This window comes from Phycisphaeraceae bacterium (assembly GCA_019636735.1).
Classification (GTDB): domain Bacteria; phylum Planctomycetota; class Phycisphaerae; order Phycisphaerales; family SM1A02; genus VGXK01.
Genome location: JAHBWY010000003.1, coordinates 239,403 through 253,633 on the forward strand (window position 1 = coordinate 239,403; position 14,231 = coordinate 253,633).

20 protein-coding genes are annotated in these 14,231 nt (G+C 66.6%); 11 read left to right on the plus strand and 9 right to left on the minus strand.

Annotated features, from left to right (window positions below):
* The first annotated feature begins 6 nt into the window (after window positions 1-6).
* The 4 genes from KF724_05065 to KF724_05080 are packed head-to-tail and all read left to right on the plus strand — an operon-like array spanning window position 7 to window position 2,331.
* Complete coding sequence (locus KF724_05065; GenBank protein MBX3355051.1) at window positions 7-333, plus strand: STAS domain-containing protein; 327 nt, start codon at window positions 7-9, stop codon at window positions 331-333.
* A 2-nt stretch (window positions 334-335) separates the two neighbouring features.
* On the plus strand, window positions 336-968 hold the full coding sequence (locus KF724_05070) for a Fe(2+)-trafficking protein (GenBank protein ID MBX3355052.1): 633 nt from the start codon (window positions 336-338) through the stop codon (window positions 966-968).
* Window positions 965-1,912, plus strand: coding sequence for a dihydroorotate dehydrogenase (locus KF724_05075; protein MBX3355053.1), 948 nt, complete (start codon window positions 965-967; stop codon window positions 1,910-1,912). The genes KF724_05070 and KF724_05075 overlap by 4 nt, the downstream gene beginning before the upstream one ends.
* Window positions 1,903-2,331, plus strand: a complete 429-nt coding sequence (locus KF724_05080; GenBank protein ID MBX3355054.1) for a metallopeptidase family protein — start codon at window positions 1,903-1,905, stop codon at window positions 2,329-2,331. Before KF724_05075 ends, KF724_05080 begins: the two co-directional genes overlap by 10 nt.
* A gap of 3 nt (window positions 2,332-2,334) precedes the next feature.
* Here the strand turns inward: KF724_05080 and KF724_05085 are convergent, their stop codons facing one another.
* The 5 genes from KF724_05085 to KF724_05105 are packed head-to-tail and all read right to left on the minus strand — an operon-like array spanning window position 2,335 to window position 5,634.
* Window positions 2,335-3,096: a hypothetical protein gene (locus tag KF724_05085; GenBank protein MBX3355055.1), complete on the minus strand. Its 762-nt coding sequence runs from the start codon at window positions 3,094-3,096 to the stop codon at window positions 2,335-2,337.
* 38 nt (window positions 3,097-3,134) lie between these two features.
* Entirely contained in the window at window positions 3,135-3,977 is an 843-nt protein-coding gene (locus KF724_05090; GenBank protein MBX3355056.1) for a phosphatidate cytidylyltransferase, read from the minus strand.
* A gap of 15 nt (window positions 3,978-3,992) precedes the next feature.
* Entirely contained in the window at window positions 3,993-4,376 is a 384-nt protein-coding gene (locus KF724_05095) for a rhodanese-like domain-containing protein (protein ID MBX3355057.1), read from the minus strand.
* Window positions 4,373-4,945, minus strand: coding sequence for a hypothetical protein (locus KF724_05100; protein ID MBX3355058.1), 573 nt, complete (start codon window positions 4,943-4,945; stop codon window positions 4,373-4,375). Before KF724_05100 ends, KF724_05095 begins: the two co-directional genes overlap by 4 nt.
* A gap of 50 nt (window positions 4,946-4,995) precedes the next feature.
* Window positions 4,996-5,634 (minus strand): RecX family transcriptional regulator, encoded by a 639-nt coding sequence (locus KF724_05105; protein MBX3355059.1) that lies wholly within the window; start codon window positions 5,632-5,634, stop codon window positions 4,996-4,998.
* 79 nt (window positions 5,635-5,713) lie between these two features.
* Here KF724_05105 and KF724_05110 point away from each other — a divergent pair, with 79 nt between their 5' ends.
* Window positions 5,714-7,285 carry a hypothetical protein gene (locus KF724_05110; GenBank protein MBX3355060.1) on the plus strand — a complete coding sequence of 524 codons (1,572 nt, stop codon included), beginning with the start codon at window positions 5,714-5,716 and terminating at the stop codon, window positions 7,283-7,285.
* Here KF724_05110 and nth read toward each other — a convergent pair.
* Both nth and KF724_05120 read right to left on the minus strand, forming a co-directional pair.
* On the minus strand, window positions 7,197-7,976 hold the full coding sequence (nth, locus tag KF724_05115; protein MBX3355061.1) for an endonuclease III: 780 nt from the start codon (window positions 7,974-7,976) through the stop codon (window positions 7,197-7,199). The genes KF724_05110 and nth overlap by 89 nt on opposite strands.
* Window positions 7,973-8,620: a hypothetical protein gene (locus tag KF724_05120; protein ID MBX3355062.1), complete on the minus strand. Its 648-nt coding sequence runs from the start codon at window positions 8,618-8,620 to the stop codon at window positions 7,973-7,975. Before KF724_05120 ends, nth begins: the two co-directional genes overlap by 4 nt.
* Window positions 8,621-8,670: 50 nt before the next feature.
* Between KF724_05120 and KF724_05125 the strand changes: the two genes are divergently transcribed.
* The 5 genes from KF724_05125 to KF724_05145 are packed head-to-tail and all read left to right on the plus strand — an operon-like array spanning window position 8,671 to window position 12,107.
* Entirely contained in the window at window positions 8,671-9,414 is a 744-nt protein-coding gene (locus KF724_05125) for a hypothetical protein (protein MBX3355063.1), read from the plus strand.
* A 47-nt stretch (window positions 9,415-9,461) separates the two neighbouring features.
* Window positions 9,462-9,866 carry a holo-ACP synthase gene (acpS, locus tag KF724_05130; GenBank protein ID MBX3355064.1) on the plus strand — a complete coding sequence of 135 codons (405 nt, stop codon included), beginning with the start codon at window positions 9,462-9,464 and terminating at the stop codon, window positions 9,864-9,866.
* A gap of 10 nt (window positions 9,867-9,876) precedes the next feature.
* The gene (locus KF724_05135) at window positions 9,877-10,608 is read left to right on the plus strand and encodes a hypothetical protein (protein ID MBX3355065.1); all 732 of its coding nucleotides are present in this window, start codon (window positions 9,877-9,879) and stop codon (window positions 10,606-10,608) included.
* A 4-nt stretch (window positions 10,609-10,612) separates the two neighbouring features.
* Complete coding sequence (locus KF724_05140) at window positions 10,613-10,918, plus strand: hypothetical protein (GenBank protein ID MBX3355066.1); 306 nt, start codon at window positions 10,613-10,615, stop codon at window positions 10,916-10,918.
* Window positions 10,919-10,964: 46 nt separating this feature from the next.
* Window positions 10,965-12,107, plus strand: coding sequence for an aminotransferase class I/II-fold pyridoxal phosphate-dependent enzyme (locus KF724_05145; protein ID MBX3355067.1), 1,143 nt, complete (start codon window positions 10,965-10,967; stop codon window positions 12,105-12,107).
* A gap of 3 nt (window positions 12,108-12,110) precedes the next feature.
* Here KF724_05145 and KF724_05150 read toward each other — a convergent pair whose 3' ends face one another.
* Window positions 12,111-12,995 (minus strand): thiazole synthase, encoded by an 885-nt coding sequence (locus KF724_05150; protein ID MBX3355068.1) that lies wholly within the window; start codon window positions 12,993-12,995, stop codon window positions 12,111-12,113.
* Window positions 12,996-13,007: 12 nt separating this feature from the next.
* A complete protein-coding gene (gene thiS, locus KF724_05155) occupies window positions 13,008-13,214 on the minus strand; it encodes a sulfur carrier protein ThiS (GenBank protein MBX3355069.1) in 207 nt (68 codons plus the stop codon).
* Window positions 13,215-13,250: 36 nt separating this feature from the next.
* Here thiS and KF724_05160 point away from each other — a divergent pair, with 36 nt between their 5' ends.
* The gene (locus tag KF724_05160; GenBank protein MBX3355070.1) at window positions 13,251-14,090 is read left to right on the plus strand and encodes a hypothetical protein; all 840 of its coding nucleotides are present in this window, start codon (window positions 13,251-13,253) and stop codon (window positions 14,088-14,090) included.
* Window positions 14,091-14,231: the final 141 nt, after the last annotated feature.

Here is a 14,231-nt window from a genome sequence, read left to right on the forward strand (position 1 = left end):
CGAACCATGCGGGAGTTCGTCTGCCACTGGCGCGAAGAGGAAGGGGTCGATGTGATCGCCTTCGCAGGCGCAATCGGCAGCCGCTCGGCCACGCTCTTCGGGGCGGTCCTCGAGGCGCTCTCCCAGTCGCCCACGAGAGATCTTCGTATCGACTGCGACCGAGTGACCTTCATGGCCAGTGCCAGCGTCGGACAGTTGGTCAAGCTGGTCAACGATGTGCGCGGCAGGGGAGGTCGAGTGACGCTGGAACCGCTTCCGGTGCATCTCTCTGAGCTCTTCCGCAGAATGCGACTTGAGACCTTTCTTGGAGCCGACCCTGACCGGTCGAGGTGATGATGTCGAGCAGTGATCGAATCGCGCAGTTTCAGCGGATGGCGGAGGCGGACCCGTCAAACGAGATGGCCCACTTCTCGCTCGGCAACGCTCTTCTTGGAGAGAAGCGCTTCGCCGAGGCGTCTCGCTCCCTCGAGCGTTGCATTGAGCTCGTTCCTGAGATGAGCCGTGCCTACGAACTCGTCGGCCGCGCCATGATTGGTGCCGGATGGGCCGATCGCGCCGTGGTGCTCCTTGAGCGGGGCTATCGCATCGCCGCCGAGCGAGGCGATCTCCAGCCACGGGATGCGATCGCGGCCCTCTTGCGCGAGATCGGACGGGAGCCGCCCGTCATCGAGACGCGCGCGAGTCGCCCCGCAGCTGCGAGTGGCTCGAACGGCTTCACCTGCAGGCGCACCGGGCGCCCAGGCACGCGGCTCGAGCGCCCGCCCTTCAAGGGCGCGCTCGGTGCCTGGATTCAGGAGAACATCTCCTCTGAGACATGGAACCAGTGGATCGGGCAGGGCACCAAGGTCATCAATGAGCTGCGCCTCGACTTCTCGCGGGAGAAGGACCAGCAGGTCTACGACCAGCACATGTACGAGTACCTCGGCATCGATGAGGCGCTGCTGAAGCAGCTCAGTGCATCGTCGTGACGACGCCGAGCGCCTCGCTTCTGGAAGTGTCGCTGGCTGGCGTGCGCCTGCGCAATCCCGTGGTGCTTGCGGCGGGCACGGCGGGGGAGGTCGATGAGATCTCCGACGCGCTGCCGCTCGACGCGATCGGAGCGATCACGACCAAGAGCATCACGCGCGAGGCGCGTGTCGGCAACGCGCCGTGGCGCCTCATCGAGACGCGCGTGGGCATGTTGAACGCGATCGGGCTCGCCAATCCGGGCATCGAGGCCTTCGTGCGCGATCGCCTGCCCCGCGCAGCCGCGCTTCCCTGTGCCGTCATCGCCTCCGCGGCAGGTCACTCGATCGACGACTATGTCGCCGTCGCCTCCACCTTCGACACGCGATCCGAGCCCGGCATCATCGAGCTCAATGTGAGCTGTCCGAACACCGCCACCGGCCTCCAGTTCGGCGACGATCCGAAGCTGCTGACGGATCTCCTCAAGGCCGTACGCCCGACGGTCATCCGCAAGCGCCTCTTTGTGAAGCTCTCGCCCGGCGCCGGTGATCTCGTGCGTCTCTCGCAGGTGGCGGTCGAGCATGGCGCTGATGGTCTCACCCTCTGCAACACCTTCCCGGCGCTGGCGATCGACCCCGAGAGCCGGCGCAGCAGGCTCGCCCGGGGCGGCGGCGGGCTGAGCGGCCCCGCCATTCACCCGATCGCCGTCCGCGTCGTTCACGATGTGCACAGGCTGGTCACGCGCGGTGCGGCGATTCCGATCATCGGTCTCGGCGGCGTGATGCACTGGGAGGATGCGGCGGAGTTCATCCTCGCGGGCGCGACGGCAGTCGGCATGGGGACGGCCCTCTTCGTCAATCCCCGCGCTCCACTCGCCATCGTGAAGGGGCTGGCGAAGTGGGCGGAGCGGCAGGGGGTCGCTTCAATTCAGGATCTCATCGGCGCCATGGAGCCTCCATGCGCCTGAGCGACGAGGAACGGCAGCGCTTCGACGCGCTCCTCGATGAGGTGGTCGAACAGCTCCCCGCGAGGCTCCGAAAGTTGCTTGAAGAGAAGCCCCTCGTCGTCGACGATGCGCCTTCGCGGCGGCTCCTCCGTGAACTCGGAATGGACCCCGACGAAGAGGACCTCTGCGGACTTCACACGGGCATTCCTCTGACCGAGCGCAGCGTGCAGGATGATGTCGAGGTCCCGGAGCACATCTGCATTTTCCGTCGCGGCGTCATCGACCAGGCGGGTGGATGGGAGCCGTGGGTCGATGAGGACGGCACTCCTCTCGGTGGACAAGAACTGGTGCGGCGCGAGATCAGAATCACGCTGCTGCATGAAATCGGCCACCACTTCGGCCTCGATGAAGAGGACCTGGAGCAGCTCGGCTACGGATGAGCGTCAGGTGGTGGTCTCTTCCACCGACTCGAGGTGGAGAATCCGCTGGCAGTTCATGCACTGCACGATTGCGTTGGGGTGACTGCGCAGGCGCGACAGGCTCTCGAAGGGAATCTCGCAGTTGCAGGCACCGCAGGCGTACTCGCGATGGCGCGCCGAGATCGTCACGATCGGCGCCATGGCTTCACCCTCGTGGAGATGCGCCACATGATCGAAGACCGCCAACTGCACCGCTGGAATCGCCGACGCCGCGCGGGCCCGCTCCGCCTCGAGTTCGCTCAGGCGATCGGCGACATCGTTGCGTCGCTCAGCGAGTTCGGCGGCGGCCCGATCCCGAAGGGCGCTCCGCTCGGTCACCTGGAGTTCGATGGCATCGAGTCGCGCCTTCACCTGAGCGACCTTCTCCTCGAGCGCCGTCTCCTGCTTGTCCGCGTCGCTCTTGGAGGTCTCCACGCCCTTCAGACCGGCGAGCAGCATCGTGTACTGCTTCGAGTTCGTGGTCGAGTTGAGTTCGGCGCGGATCTTCGCGATGCGCTCGTCGAAGGAGCGCTTCTCATTCTGGAGGTTGCCGATCTGGGCGTGAAGCTGGCGAAGCTGCGTGGCGAGGTCGCCTCGCTGCTGCTCCAGATCATCCAATTGCCGCTGCTGTCCATTCAGAAACCGCTCGGCAGAGTCAAGCCGCCCTCGAAGGGCCCGCACCTGGGTGTCGACGAGGTGAAGGGCGATGAGATTCGACAGAAGCATGGGTGTGGATGAGGCGCTCAAGGACTTCATCCTAGCAGCAGGGACGCCGGGATTGATGCTCAGAGCCGCAGCAGGATCCATGCCAGCGGGCCGGCGGCGAGCAGCGAGTCGAGGACATCGAAGATGCCGCCCATCCCCGGAAGCACCCGCCCGGAGTCCTTCACGCCTGCGTCGCGCTTGAGCAAGCTCTCCGCGAGGTCGCCCATGGCGCCAACCGCTCCGAGCAACGCCCCGCCCGCCAAGGCCCATGGGAGCGGGGGAACCCATGCTCGCCCCTCCCAGAGCCACGCGAAGAGCGCGGCGATGAGGGCCGAAGCGACGATGCCACAGGCGAGGCCCTCGCGCGTCTTGCCGGGGCTCAGCCATGGAATCAGCTTGCTCCGACCGATGAGTCGGCCTCCGAAATAGGCGCCGATATCTGCGCTCTTGACCACCAGCACGCAGGCGACGAACAGCGGTGCCGTGAAGTCGAGCCTCACCTTGATCCAGAAGCCAGGGAGGACTCCGGCGATCACAAAGACGAGAAGAGCGCCTCCGACCATGGTCGTTGCGCCTTGAGGAGTGCGCCGGCTCGCCGCGGTGAAGAGGCCAGCGCCGGTGAGCAGCGCAAGGGAGACCGCCGCCGTGCTCGGGGCCGGTTCCATCACGCAGGGCACGCCAGCAGTCGCCAGCACACCCGCGACGGCGGCGACGATCGCGAGGCCCGTCGGCAGGTGGACTCCGACCGCTCGCAGGAGTCTGGCGACTTCCGTGGCCAGCAGCGGGACCACCACGATGAAGACGAGCGCTGCAAGCACCACTCCCGGTCGTTGATGAGCCACATCGATCGAGTGGTCAAGCCAGAGCAGGCCGCCGAGCGCGGCGATCAGCAGCGAACCTGTCAGGAGTCGCGGTCCCAGCATGCCTTCGTCCGGCGCTCAGTAAGTCGGCACGCTCGGATCAATGTCGATTGACCAGAGGTGGATGCCACCCGCCATCGAGCGCACATTGCTGAAACCCTCGCGTCGCAGGAGCGCGGTCATGCGAAGACTTCGTCCACCCTGGTGACAGTGAATCACGATCGGCCGATCTTCATGTTCTCGAAGAGCCTCGAGATGCGACGCAACATCCTGAAAGGGCACATGGACCGATCCGGCGATCGACGCGAGCTCGCGCTCCTGGGCCGTCCGGCAGTCGATCAGCAGGAGATCCTCGCCGCCTTCGATGCGCGCCTTGAGTTCGCGCGGGGCGATCTCCCACTCAGACTGAAAGGGATAGCCCGACGGGAGACCGTTGGCATCGAGCGCAGGGGCGTGACTCATTGGGGCTCCACCCAGCGCCAATCGACGGGGGCGCTCTCCGCGGCGCTTGGACGGGGAGTTGACGGCGCCCGATGCACGCTCCACGGCGGATCGATGATCGCGCGGATCGGCAGGATCAGCAGTTCGCCTCCGAAGATGAAGGGGGCCGCGACGGTCTCAATCGCGAGCGAGCCGCCATCCGAGGCGCCTTCGAGAACCGTGTCGGTGGTCGGTGCCGCACCGGTGTTGCGCGCGGGTCCGCTCGCGAGCAGCACCGGCTCGAAGTAGGTCGGCTGGTGCTCCACCTGACCCCCGGGAACACGGATGATGACGGGGTCCCAGTGCCTGCGATCGAGTCCGCGCAGTGACGGCTCGCCCGACGACGCGATGTCCTGGACCTGCGCTTTTCCGTGGAGATCGGGCAACGCTCCCGGCTCCGCATCGAGCAGGCCGTTCTCCATGTTCATCGAGTTGCAGCCAGCGACAACGAGCGTCAGCAGGGTGGTGCCTGTGCACGCGAGCGGGGCGAGGCGCCTGGAGAGGTCACGGGAGCGTGTCGCGGCGGATTCAAATGGTCGCATGCATGTCATGGCGGTTCCTTCGAACTCGGCTCGGTCGGATGGCAAGACTTGAAAGAGGCTCATGCGAGCTCGCGGGTGGAATCGGTGCGTCGTCCGATTCGCTCCATCGTCAACTCGATCGTATCGGAATCAAAGCCGAGTCGCGCCAGGTGGCGTGCAACGGCGGCGTCCCCGCGTCGCCTGAGCGAGGCGTGGCGCGCCGATCGCAGGGCACGCTCAAGATCAGGTTCATCGCCGATCGCTTGGCGCGCTGCGGGCGCGGCGTGGCGACCAAAGCCCTCCGCCTCGAGTCGAGCGGCGAGAAGCGGAACCGTCATGGCTTGCCGCCTCGAGAGGACCTCGGCTCGCTCGAGTGCGGCCCGTGCCTCGTCGAGCCAGCCATCATCGACCAACTGATCGAGGGCCGTGCGAATCGCCTCGGCGGCATGTCCTCGGGCACCGAGGCGCTCTGCGAGGCGTTCGCGTGAAATCGAACTTCGAGCGAGCGCCGCGAGTGCAACCCGGCGCGCCACAGCGACAGCGATGAGCGCCTCCACGCGACGCTCCAGTGCGGTCGTCCATCGCGTCCCGGGGCCGATCCCCAGTCGCTCCGCATCATCGCGGCGCAGGGGGCCGAAGCGACGGTCTGCCACTTCCACCCGGCAGAATCCGGGGTCATTGGCAAGGGTGCGAAGGGCGGTGACGGTTCTGGAAGGCACGAGTGGGACACCCCCGGCAGCGCACCACCGGCATGCACCGGATTGGAGCGGGGCTTGCCGGTCATGTTACGCTGCCCCGATGCTGCGATTGAACTTCATTCGCAGGGGGGCCCTGTTGCCGGTGATGCTCTCGCTCGTTGCGCTCGCGGGCTGCATCAACGATACCTACATCCCGGAGGATCGCACTGATCGAACGCCGCGCGAGCTGCGCGTGACCCACCAGGTCGGCGGCATTCATCACTGCGGTCTGCTCCATGGCGGAACATGGTTCGTTTCTCAGGGCACGACGCTCTTGAGCATCGATCCCCGAACGGGTCGGATTCGCAGTGAGGAGAGCGTGGTCCCGATCGGCTCGTCAGGTGCCATCGTGGACATGACCATCTGGCGTGAAGATCTTCTCGTGGTCCTCGAGGAGACGGGGCTTGCACGCATCGACTTGCGCTCGGGCCGCCAGCCGGTGACCGTCGAAGTGATCGATGCGGCGCGCCTGGGCATCCAGCCTCGAAGCGTCTCGGTGGTCGATGACATGCTCTACATCTCGGGTGTCGGCGGCGTCGTGCGCTTGCCTGACATGAAGCGATTCCTTCAGGGCTCCGACCTGGTTGGTCGCGTGGTGGCCACGCCATCTGGCCCTGTCGCGCCTGTTGGGCGGCGCGTCGTTCGTCTCGATGACGGCGCCTATGCAGGCGCCGCCACGATGCTCGAACCTCTCCCGCCATCGATCGGAATCGATGGTGGGCTTGCCTTCGTGCTTCAGAGCCGCGATGGCGCCACGATCGGCCTCATGGGCGGTGACATTCGCGAGATCGCGAGTGAGGTTGTGCCCGGATTTGTGCGACGCCTGCGGGTGCTTGAAGGTCACCTCTGGGCGGTCACCGATTCCGAGCTCGTCGCGTGGCGCATCAAGGGTCGCACCCTGGGCGAAGAGGAGCGCTTTCCGCTCAAGGGCGGTGCGGACATTGATGCGATCAACGAAAACTACTTCGCCGTCGTCGGCAGCTTCGGGCGAGCGATTCTTCGTAAGGAGAGCGACACGACCGGACCAGGCGATGACTTCCTGCGCGTCACGCGGGTGCCCGGTCGAATGGATCTCGCGCTCACCGACCAGCGCACCTGGATCGGCTCAAGCGCTGAGGGCACCTGGCGCTATGCGCTCCGTGGCAAGCCCGAACTGATCGAGCGAAAGGTCGAGGTCTGGGGAGTGCCCTCGCGAGAGGCGAGCGCGAACTGGGGCACCGCCAAACTCGCGGGCGATGAGGAGGATTTCCGTCGCGTGGAGATCTCCGCCGGTTTCGCCGGAGCGAAGGGAACATGGACAGCGCCTGATGAGGGGCGCATCTGGGTGGTGACCGTGGTCGATGGCGACCTCTGGATCGGTCACGATCGAGGCATTGCCGTGCTGCGCGCGAGAACTGGCGGCGTCGTGGTCGATGGCGCCTATCCCGTGGTTTCTTCGCCAGCTCGTGGCGTGACCTCTTCAACCTCTCCGCTTGTCGAAATCGGATCGGTCACCCTCGAAGGTCCGGTGTTCAACATTGCGCCGTTGCGCACCGGGCAGGGTGTCAGCTTCGTGAGCCGGTGGGGCGGCTTCGGCGTCGTCGAGTGGGTGATCCCCTCGTCGAAGCAGGCAACCTTGTTGCGGCCGACCTGACCTTCGGCGACGGCGCTCGTCGGGCGTCGGAGCACCACTCCTGGCAGATGCGGTCTGTTGCGCAGAGCCCTCCGCGCGCCTTGCAGACCCGTCGGCCATGCAGGATGAGCAGGTGGGAGAGAAGGCCCCATTTCTCCTTCGGAATGAGAGCCATGAGGTCTCGTTCGATCTTCTCCGGCGTGGTGGCCCGGGAGAGCCCCATGCGTCGAGAGAGCCGCATGACATGGGTGTCGACGACGACGCCCTCGTTGATCCCGAACGCCGTGCTCAGGACGACATTGGCGGTCTTGCGAGCGACGCCTCGAAGCGTGAGAAGCTCCTCCATCGTGCGGGGAACTTCGCCGCCGAAGCGCTCCTCGATCACGCGCATGCTTTCGGCGACCGCCTTCGCCTTCATGCGCCAGAAGTTCAGCGTGCGCAGATAGGGGGCGATGCCCTCGACGCCCGCGCGAGCGAAATCGGCGGGGGCGCGAAAGGCGCGAAAGAGCGCCGGAGTCGCCTTGTTGACGCCGACATCGGTCGCTTGCGCGGAGAGGATCGTGGCAATCAGCAGTTCGTGGGGCGTGGTGAAGTCGAGTTCGCAGCGAGCGTCGGGATAGCGCTGTTCGAGCGCCTGCACGAGCGCCAGCGCCCGGTCGCGCTTGGCGGACACCTGGCGCCGAGTCACTGGAGCACGGCCGCGCGCCTTCATGGCACTGAACCCCGGCGCGGAAGCAGCGAGAGTCCAGCCATGGCGACTGCCGCGAGCGCAGTGGCGAACTGCACACCGTTGAGGCGCTCCGCCGCTCGATGGCGACGATCGAAGACCTCACGGCGGGCCTCGGCCTCGACCTTGTCACCGGCACGGGCCTGCTCGAGATACGCCCCAAGCTCGCTCCTGAGTGCGTCCGCCTGAAAGAGCGCTCCGAGTGAGAGCGAGCAGAGCAGCACGATCGCCACATTGGTCATCCGAGTGATTCCCCGCCGCGGCGTCACGGCTCCGCCGATCTGCGACAGGATCCACGCCACGAGTGCGCCAAATGAAAGGAGGAGCGTCGCCTGCATTGACATCTGGAAGACGGGCTGCATCACCATGCCGGCCGCGATCCGACCCATCACGGCGCTCTCTGACCCCGCGTACGCCGTGTAGTCCGGGAGAGAGAGACCGAGCTTCGGCAGCGTTCGGAACGCTCCGATCGCCGCAACCCCGGGCGCTGCGATGGAGACGGTGATCAGCGCCATCACGACGAAGAAGAGGGCGATCGCGGCGGAGCCCACGCGCGTGGGTGGTCTTGTGTTGAGGGCTCCGGGAGCCGAGGCGTGCCTCGATTGGGGCGTGGGGTCGACGCGAGTCATGAGGCAGATGGTAGCCACGCACCGGAGCGCACTTCGTATTCTCGGCGCGCATGGAGGCCGATCCCACGCAGCGCCCTGCTGAGCTTGCCGCGACGCTTGCACCGCTTGGTGAGCCGATCGAGGGTCTTCAGTGGATCGCGGAGAGCGGCTTTCGCGGAGTGCAACTCAGCGCGGCTCAACCCGGAATGCGTCCGCGCGAGCTCGACGCCGGCGCTCGGCGCGGCCTGCGCGAGACCCTTCGGCGCCTCGATCTTCTCCCTGCGGGCCTCGATCTCTGGATTCCGCCCGCGCACTTCATCAAGGAGCAGGAAGTGGCCCGCGCGGTGGATGCGATGTTCGCGGCGCTCGCCTTTGCCGAAGCGCTCGGCCGCATCTCGGTGAGTTGCGTGCTGCCCCCTCCCTCCGTGCCGGCGCGGGGCGCCATCGTCGAGGAGGCGGCGAGGCGCGGTGTTCGTCTTGCTGACTTCGCACTTGAGGCGACGGCCGAAGAGTGGATCGGCCTTGGATTCGATCTCGCGATCTGTCGGGAGCGGCATGCCGATCCGGTCGAGGCGATCGCCCGTGCCGGCGCCGCGCTCGCCGCCGTTCGGATGGGTGAAGTCACCCCCGACGGCCGTCGCACACCGATCGAGCCCGGGGGAGCCTCGGCCCACGCCCTCGGGGAACTACGAGTGGCGCTCGCCTTGGGCGCGCCGGTCGAGCTTCCCGTTGCCGATGCGCGCGGGTGGAGCGACCCCCGCGCCGGATTGCGCTCCACGCTGGCGGCATGGCGCGGTGATCCACCCCCGGCTTGAAGTCGTGATCGAGCGCCGGGGGCCACACTTCGATTACCGTGCTGTCGATGGATGTCATCGCCCACGGCGTCGATGTGGTGGCCATCGAGCGGATCGCCCTTCTGCTCGAAGCGCATGGTCCGCGCTTCATCCAGCGCGTCTACACGACCGAGGAGCAGCGCTACGCGGAGATCTCTCCCGTGCGCCGCGCCGAGCGCTACGCGGTGCGCTTCGCCGCCAAGGAAGCGGCGCTCAAGGCACTGGGCACAGGACTTCGAGGTGGGATCCAGTGGACGGACATCGAGGTCGTTGGAACCCTGCTCGGAGCACCACAGCTCATCCTGCATGGCGAGGCACTGGTGGTCGCCGAGCGGCTCGGCATTGAACGATGGCTGATCAGCATGAGCCATTCGGGCGGCATGGCGCTCGCGAGCGTGCTGGGCGGGCGGCCCTCGCTGGCAGAAGGCGGATAAACTCCCGCGTATGGCGAGACGCGGTCGACCCGTTCTCTACGAGCTGCTCGACCCTTCGCAAACGGAGACAGTGCCCGGAGCGCGCAGCGCACCGGGGCGCAGCGAGGGCGCGGTCGCCTCATCGCGACAATCGATCCGCGTGCCCATCGGTTGGTTCTGGCTTGCGGCGGTCGTGGCTCTGGCGCTGGTCGCGGTCGCGTACCAGTTCGGTCGCGCCGCAGGTGAGCGCTCCGGCTTTGCGCGCGGACAGGAGTGGCGCGGCGATCGAGAGGAGCAGTCGCGCCTGGCCACGGCCACTCCCGATCCAGCGCGGAGTGCGACGGCCGTGCCCGACCGCCCATCGGCGGGTCGATCCGAGAGCGCATCAGGAGGCACCCGAACGAGCGAAGTAGAGCGAACCACTGCGGGTCGAGGCCGAGAGAGCGCTTCCGCAGGCTCAGGTCTGATCGAGAGTGATCCCCGCCAGAAGGGCCTGAACTACTGGATCGTGGCCCGCACAAGCCCCGATGAGGCCGCCCGCATGGCGCCCTTCATCAGGAGCCAGGGACTTGAAGTTGCGGTCGTTCCCGACAATAATCCCCGATTCGTCCGAATCGTCGCGCTGCCAGGCACCACCGAGGGTCGTTCCTCGGAGGCCTCGAGGCGCATGGAAGCCAGAATCAAGTCGATCGGAAAGCTCTGGAAGAACGCCGGACGCGGCAACCGAGACTTCGACGACACCTACCCCGAACTCTACCGCTGACACCATGAGCCTCCACTCCAGTTTGAAGACCGCTTCCGGCGCCCTGAATCGTCATCGCAATGTCCTGACCCGGACCGAGCGCATCGAGAAGCTCGTGCTCGCCGAGAAGCTCGACCTCGAGAAGGGCTCTGCGCTCGGGCTGGTGAAGGTGCGCTCCATCAAGGCCTCGACGGGCAAGAAGCCGAAGAAGGCCGAGGGCGAGGGCGGTGATGCCGCCGCCGCGGCACCGGCCGCAGGCAAGGCTGGCGCTTCAGCCGCAGGGGGCAAGGCTGCGGCTCCCGCGAAGGATGCAGGCGCGAAGAAGAAGTGAGCCGTTGACTTCTTCCTCGCCGAGCGCGTCAAACATGCCGGTCTCGATCGACCACCTTCTCTCGGAGCGGGTGCGCGGGATGGATGCGTCCGGCATTCGCCGCGTCTTCGAGCTCGGCGTCAAGCTTGCTCGTCCGATCAACCTGTCGATCGGACAGCCCGACTTCGTTGTGCCTGAAGTGATGCGCAACGCCATGGCCCATGCGGCTCAGGCGAATCACAACGGCTACTCGGTGACGCAGGGAATCCCCTCGCTCATCGAAGTGATCCGTCGCCATCTTCACGAGGACCTTGGATGGACCGGTGGTCCGGATCAGACCGGCTGCATCGTCACCTCGGGGACGAGCGGCGGCCTGCTCTGCGCGGCCATGGCGCTGCTCGATCCGGGCGATGAGATCATCATTCCCGATCCCTACTTCGTCATGTACCCGCAGCTCGGGGCGCTGACCGGAGCCAGGGCCGTCACCTGCAACACCTATCCCGACTTTCGGATGACCGCGGAGCGCATCGAGCCGCTCATCACGCCTCGCACAAAGGCGGTCCTTCTCAATTCGCCCTCCAATCCCTGCGGCACGGTCCTCACGCAGGCCGAAACGGCCGAGGTGCTGGAACTCTGCCGATCGCGTCGCGTGCTCCTGATCAGCGATGAGATCTACGACGCCTTCTGCTTCGAAGATGCGAGGGAGCAGGGGCGCTGCCCGAGCCCCGCGCGCGGTGCCGAGGATGTCCTGCTCATTCGCGGCTTCGGCAAGAGCTATGGATGCACGGGCTGGCGCGTCGGCTATGCCGCCGGCCCGAGGGCGCTGATTCAGGAGATGGCCAAGGTGCAGCAGTACACCTTCGTCTGTGCGCCGACTCCGGCGCAGCATGCGTGCATTCACGCCTTCGACATCGATCTCACGACGATCGTCTCGGAGTACGCCAATCGGCGCGATCTCGTTCTGCGTGCCTTCGACGGAGTCACGCGCGTGGCCAGACCGGGTGGCGCGTTCTACGCGTTCGTCGAAGTTCCGCCCCATCTCGGCAAGAGCGCGAGTGAGTTCGTCGAGCGAGCCATCGAGCGCAGTGTGCTGACAATTCCTGGCAAGGTCTTCAGCAGCCGCGACACGCACTTCCGCCTGAGCTTCGCCACGCGAAGGGAGGTCCTCGACGAGGGCCTTGCCATTCTTCGCGAACTCATGCTGGCGTAGGTGTCACTCCCCCGGAATCTCGTGGATGGTGTCCTGCCAGGGGCTGCTCGCGCTCGCATGGAGCCGGCGCGGAATGCGTCCGGCGCGGAAGCCGAGCCACCCCGCATCACAGGCAAGACGCATGGCCCGGGCCATGGAGACAGGATCGCGCGCGAGCGCCACGCCGGTGTTGAGAAGCACGCCATCGGCACCCAGTTCCATGGCGCGGGTCACATCACTGGGCGTGCCGACTCCGGCATCGACGATCACCGGGTAGTCGGGCGAACCACCTTGGTCGGGATCCTTCATCGCTTCAAGCAGCAACTTGATGGCGAGAGGATTGGCGATGCCTCGACCGGAGCCGATCGGACTACCGGCAGGCATGACGCTCGCGGCCCCCGCGTCTCGCAGGCGCTGCGCGATGATGGGATCGTCGCTCGAATAGCAGAGGACGGAGAAGCCATCGGCCACCAGCGTCCGGCAGGCTTCGAGCGTGCCGACCGGATCGGGGAGAAGGGTGCGACGATCGCCGAGCACTTCGAGCTTCACCCACCCCGCGCCGGCGTTTCCCATCTGCGAGAGAAGTTCGCGTCCGAGTCGCGCCACGCGCACGGCGTCATCGGCAGTGAAGCAGCCCGCGGTATTCGGAAGGATCGTGTAGCGCGCGAGGTCGATCGAGTCGAGCAGTGAACGCCCCTGCGCATCGAGCAGGCGCTCGCGCCGGACGGCGACGGTGATTGCGTCGGCGCCGCTCGCATCGAGGGCCTGCTGCATGAGGGCAGGGGTCGCATACTTGCCGGTGCCGAGGACCAGGCGCGATCGAAGCTCGAAGGGACCCACGCGCAGGGGAGGCGGCGCGATCGGCGCGGCGGCGGGAGAGACCTCGGGGAAGGGCTGTGTCGAACTCATCTCGAAAGGTTCCTATCCACCGCCGACGAAGGTGACGATCTCGACTTCATCGCCCTCCCGGAGCGGCACCTCAGGGCGCTTCGCCATGGGCACGATGGCCCGGTTGACTTCAACGGCACAGGGGCGCCCCTGAGGCACCATCGCGGAGACCAGGGCCGCCACGGTTGGTGCGGATCCAAGGTCCACCTCATGCTCCTGTCCGTTCACGCGAAGTCGCATCTCCTTGATGGTAGCCGGGACCTACGATGGGTTGCGATGGGCGCAGCCACCCTCAACCAACCTCTCTTCGATCGGCCGGCGGCCTTCGCGACGGGCCATGTTCGCTCGCGGGTGCTCCGGATCCTGACCGCGGCGCTGCTCCTTTCGCTGCTCGCCGCCGGAGGGTGTCGGCGCAAGACGGTGGGGGAGTACGACACGAGCACGCCGGACGCCGCGCTTGAAGCGATCCGACTGATGATTCTCGAGGGGCGAGCGGATCTCCTGCCCCAGATGATCGAGCTGCGTGCTCGCGACATCACCTTCGACGACGGCGTGACCGAGGCGAGCGCCATCGCCGATGTCAAGGCGAAGTCGGGCGACATGCTGGCTCGTCTCTGGCGCATCAGTACGAAGATTCGCGAGCGCTGGCCGAAGCAGGTCGAGCGCGAGGTCAATAGCGCCAGTCGTGGGCGCGACTTCGAAGACACCGTCACGAGAGTCATCGTCGACCCCTTCGCCGCCCTCGATGCACAGCGAGGTCGGTTGAGCGTCGAAGATCTCACCGACGGCACCGCGGCCATCCTCTGGGAAGATGAGCCGGTGCTGGGTGGATTCGTTCGCATGGTCGAAACGAACAATGGTTGGCGCGTTGAGATCGAAGCGAGTGCGCTCCGGACGAGCCGCTTCTGGCCGGACACGCGCCACGAGTGGGCGGTCATCGCGAGCATGATGCTGGGCATCGAGAACGCGTTGAAGGACTTCGAGCGGGAACTCGACTCGGGGCGCTTCCGCGATCTCGCTGCCGCCAGTTCCAGGGTCGGGCGCCTCGTCGGTGAGTCGGTGGTCGCCCAGAGCATCATCTACGCGATGATGCGTCGCGAGCCTGCGACTCCCTGAGCGGGAGAGGTCGATCGAGCGGGGGGCGAGGGCGCAGAGAGGGCGTTCGGTTCTCCGGACTGTCAACCCGGCAGCCGCTCAGCCCCGGCGCGCTGCAGACGGCAGCCCGGAGGCCATTCTCTCGAGAATCTCGGGGGTTCC

Coding starts and splice junctions, on each gene's coding strand:
- KF724_05120 (MBX3355062.1), bottom strand. CDS start 8,620: ATGACTCGCGTCGACCCCACGCCCCAATCGAGGCACGCCTCGGCTCCC.
- KF724_05110 (MBX3355060.1), top strand. CDS start 5,714: ATGCTGCGATTGAACTTCATTCGCAGGGGGGCCCTGTTGCCGGTGATG.
- acpS (MBX3355064.1), top strand. CDS start 9,462: ATGGATGTCATCGCCCACGGCGTCGATGTGGTGGCCATCGAGCGGATC.
- nth (MBX3355061.1), bottom strand. CDS start 7,976: ATGAAGGCGCGCGGCCGTGCTCCAGTGACTCGGCGCCAGGTGTCCGCC.
- KF724_05140 (MBX3355066.1), top strand. CDS start 10,613: ATGAGCCTCCACTCCAGTTTGAAGACCGCTTCCGGCGCCCTGAATCGT.
- KF724_05090 (MBX3355056.1), bottom strand. CDS start 3,977: ATGCTGGGACCGCGACTCCTGACAGGTTCGCTGCTGATCGCCGCGCTC.
- KF724_05160 (MBX3355070.1), top strand. CDS start 13,251: ATGGGCGCAGCCACCCTCAACCAACCTCTCTTCGATCGGCCGGCGGCC.
- KF724_05065 (MBX3355051.1), top strand. CDS start 7: ATGCGGGAGTTCGTCTGCCACTGGCGCGAAGAGGAAGGGGTCGATGTG.
- KF724_05150 (MBX3355068.1), bottom strand. CDS start 12,995: ATGAGTTCGACACAGCCCTTCCCCGAGGTCTCTCCCGCCGCCGCGCCG.
- KF724_05070 (MBX3355052.1), top strand. CDS start 336: ATGTCGAGCAGTGATCGAATCGCGCAGTTTCAGCGGATGGCGGAGGCG.
- KF724_05080 (MBX3355054.1), top strand. CDS start 1,903: ATGCGCCTGAGCGACGAGGAACGGCAGCGCTTCGACGCGCTCCTCGAT.
- KF724_05135 (MBX3355065.1), top strand. CDS start 9,877: ATGGCGAGACGCGGTCGACCCGTTCTCTACGAGCTGCTCGACCCTTCG.
- KF724_05125 (MBX3355063.1), top strand. CDS start 8,671: ATGGAGGCCGATCCCACGCAGCGCCCTGCTGAGCTTGCCGCGACGCTT.
- KF724_05095 (MBX3355057.1), bottom strand. CDS start 4,376: ATGAGTCACGCCCCTGCGCTCGATGCCAACGGTCTCCCGTCGGGCTAT.
- thiS (MBX3355069.1), bottom strand. CDS start 13,214: ATGCGACTTCGCGTGAACGGACAGGAGCATGAGGTGGACCTTGGATCC.
- KF724_05100 (MBX3355058.1), bottom strand. CDS start 4,945: ATGACATGCATGCGACCATTTGAATCCGCCGCGACACGCTCCCGTGAC.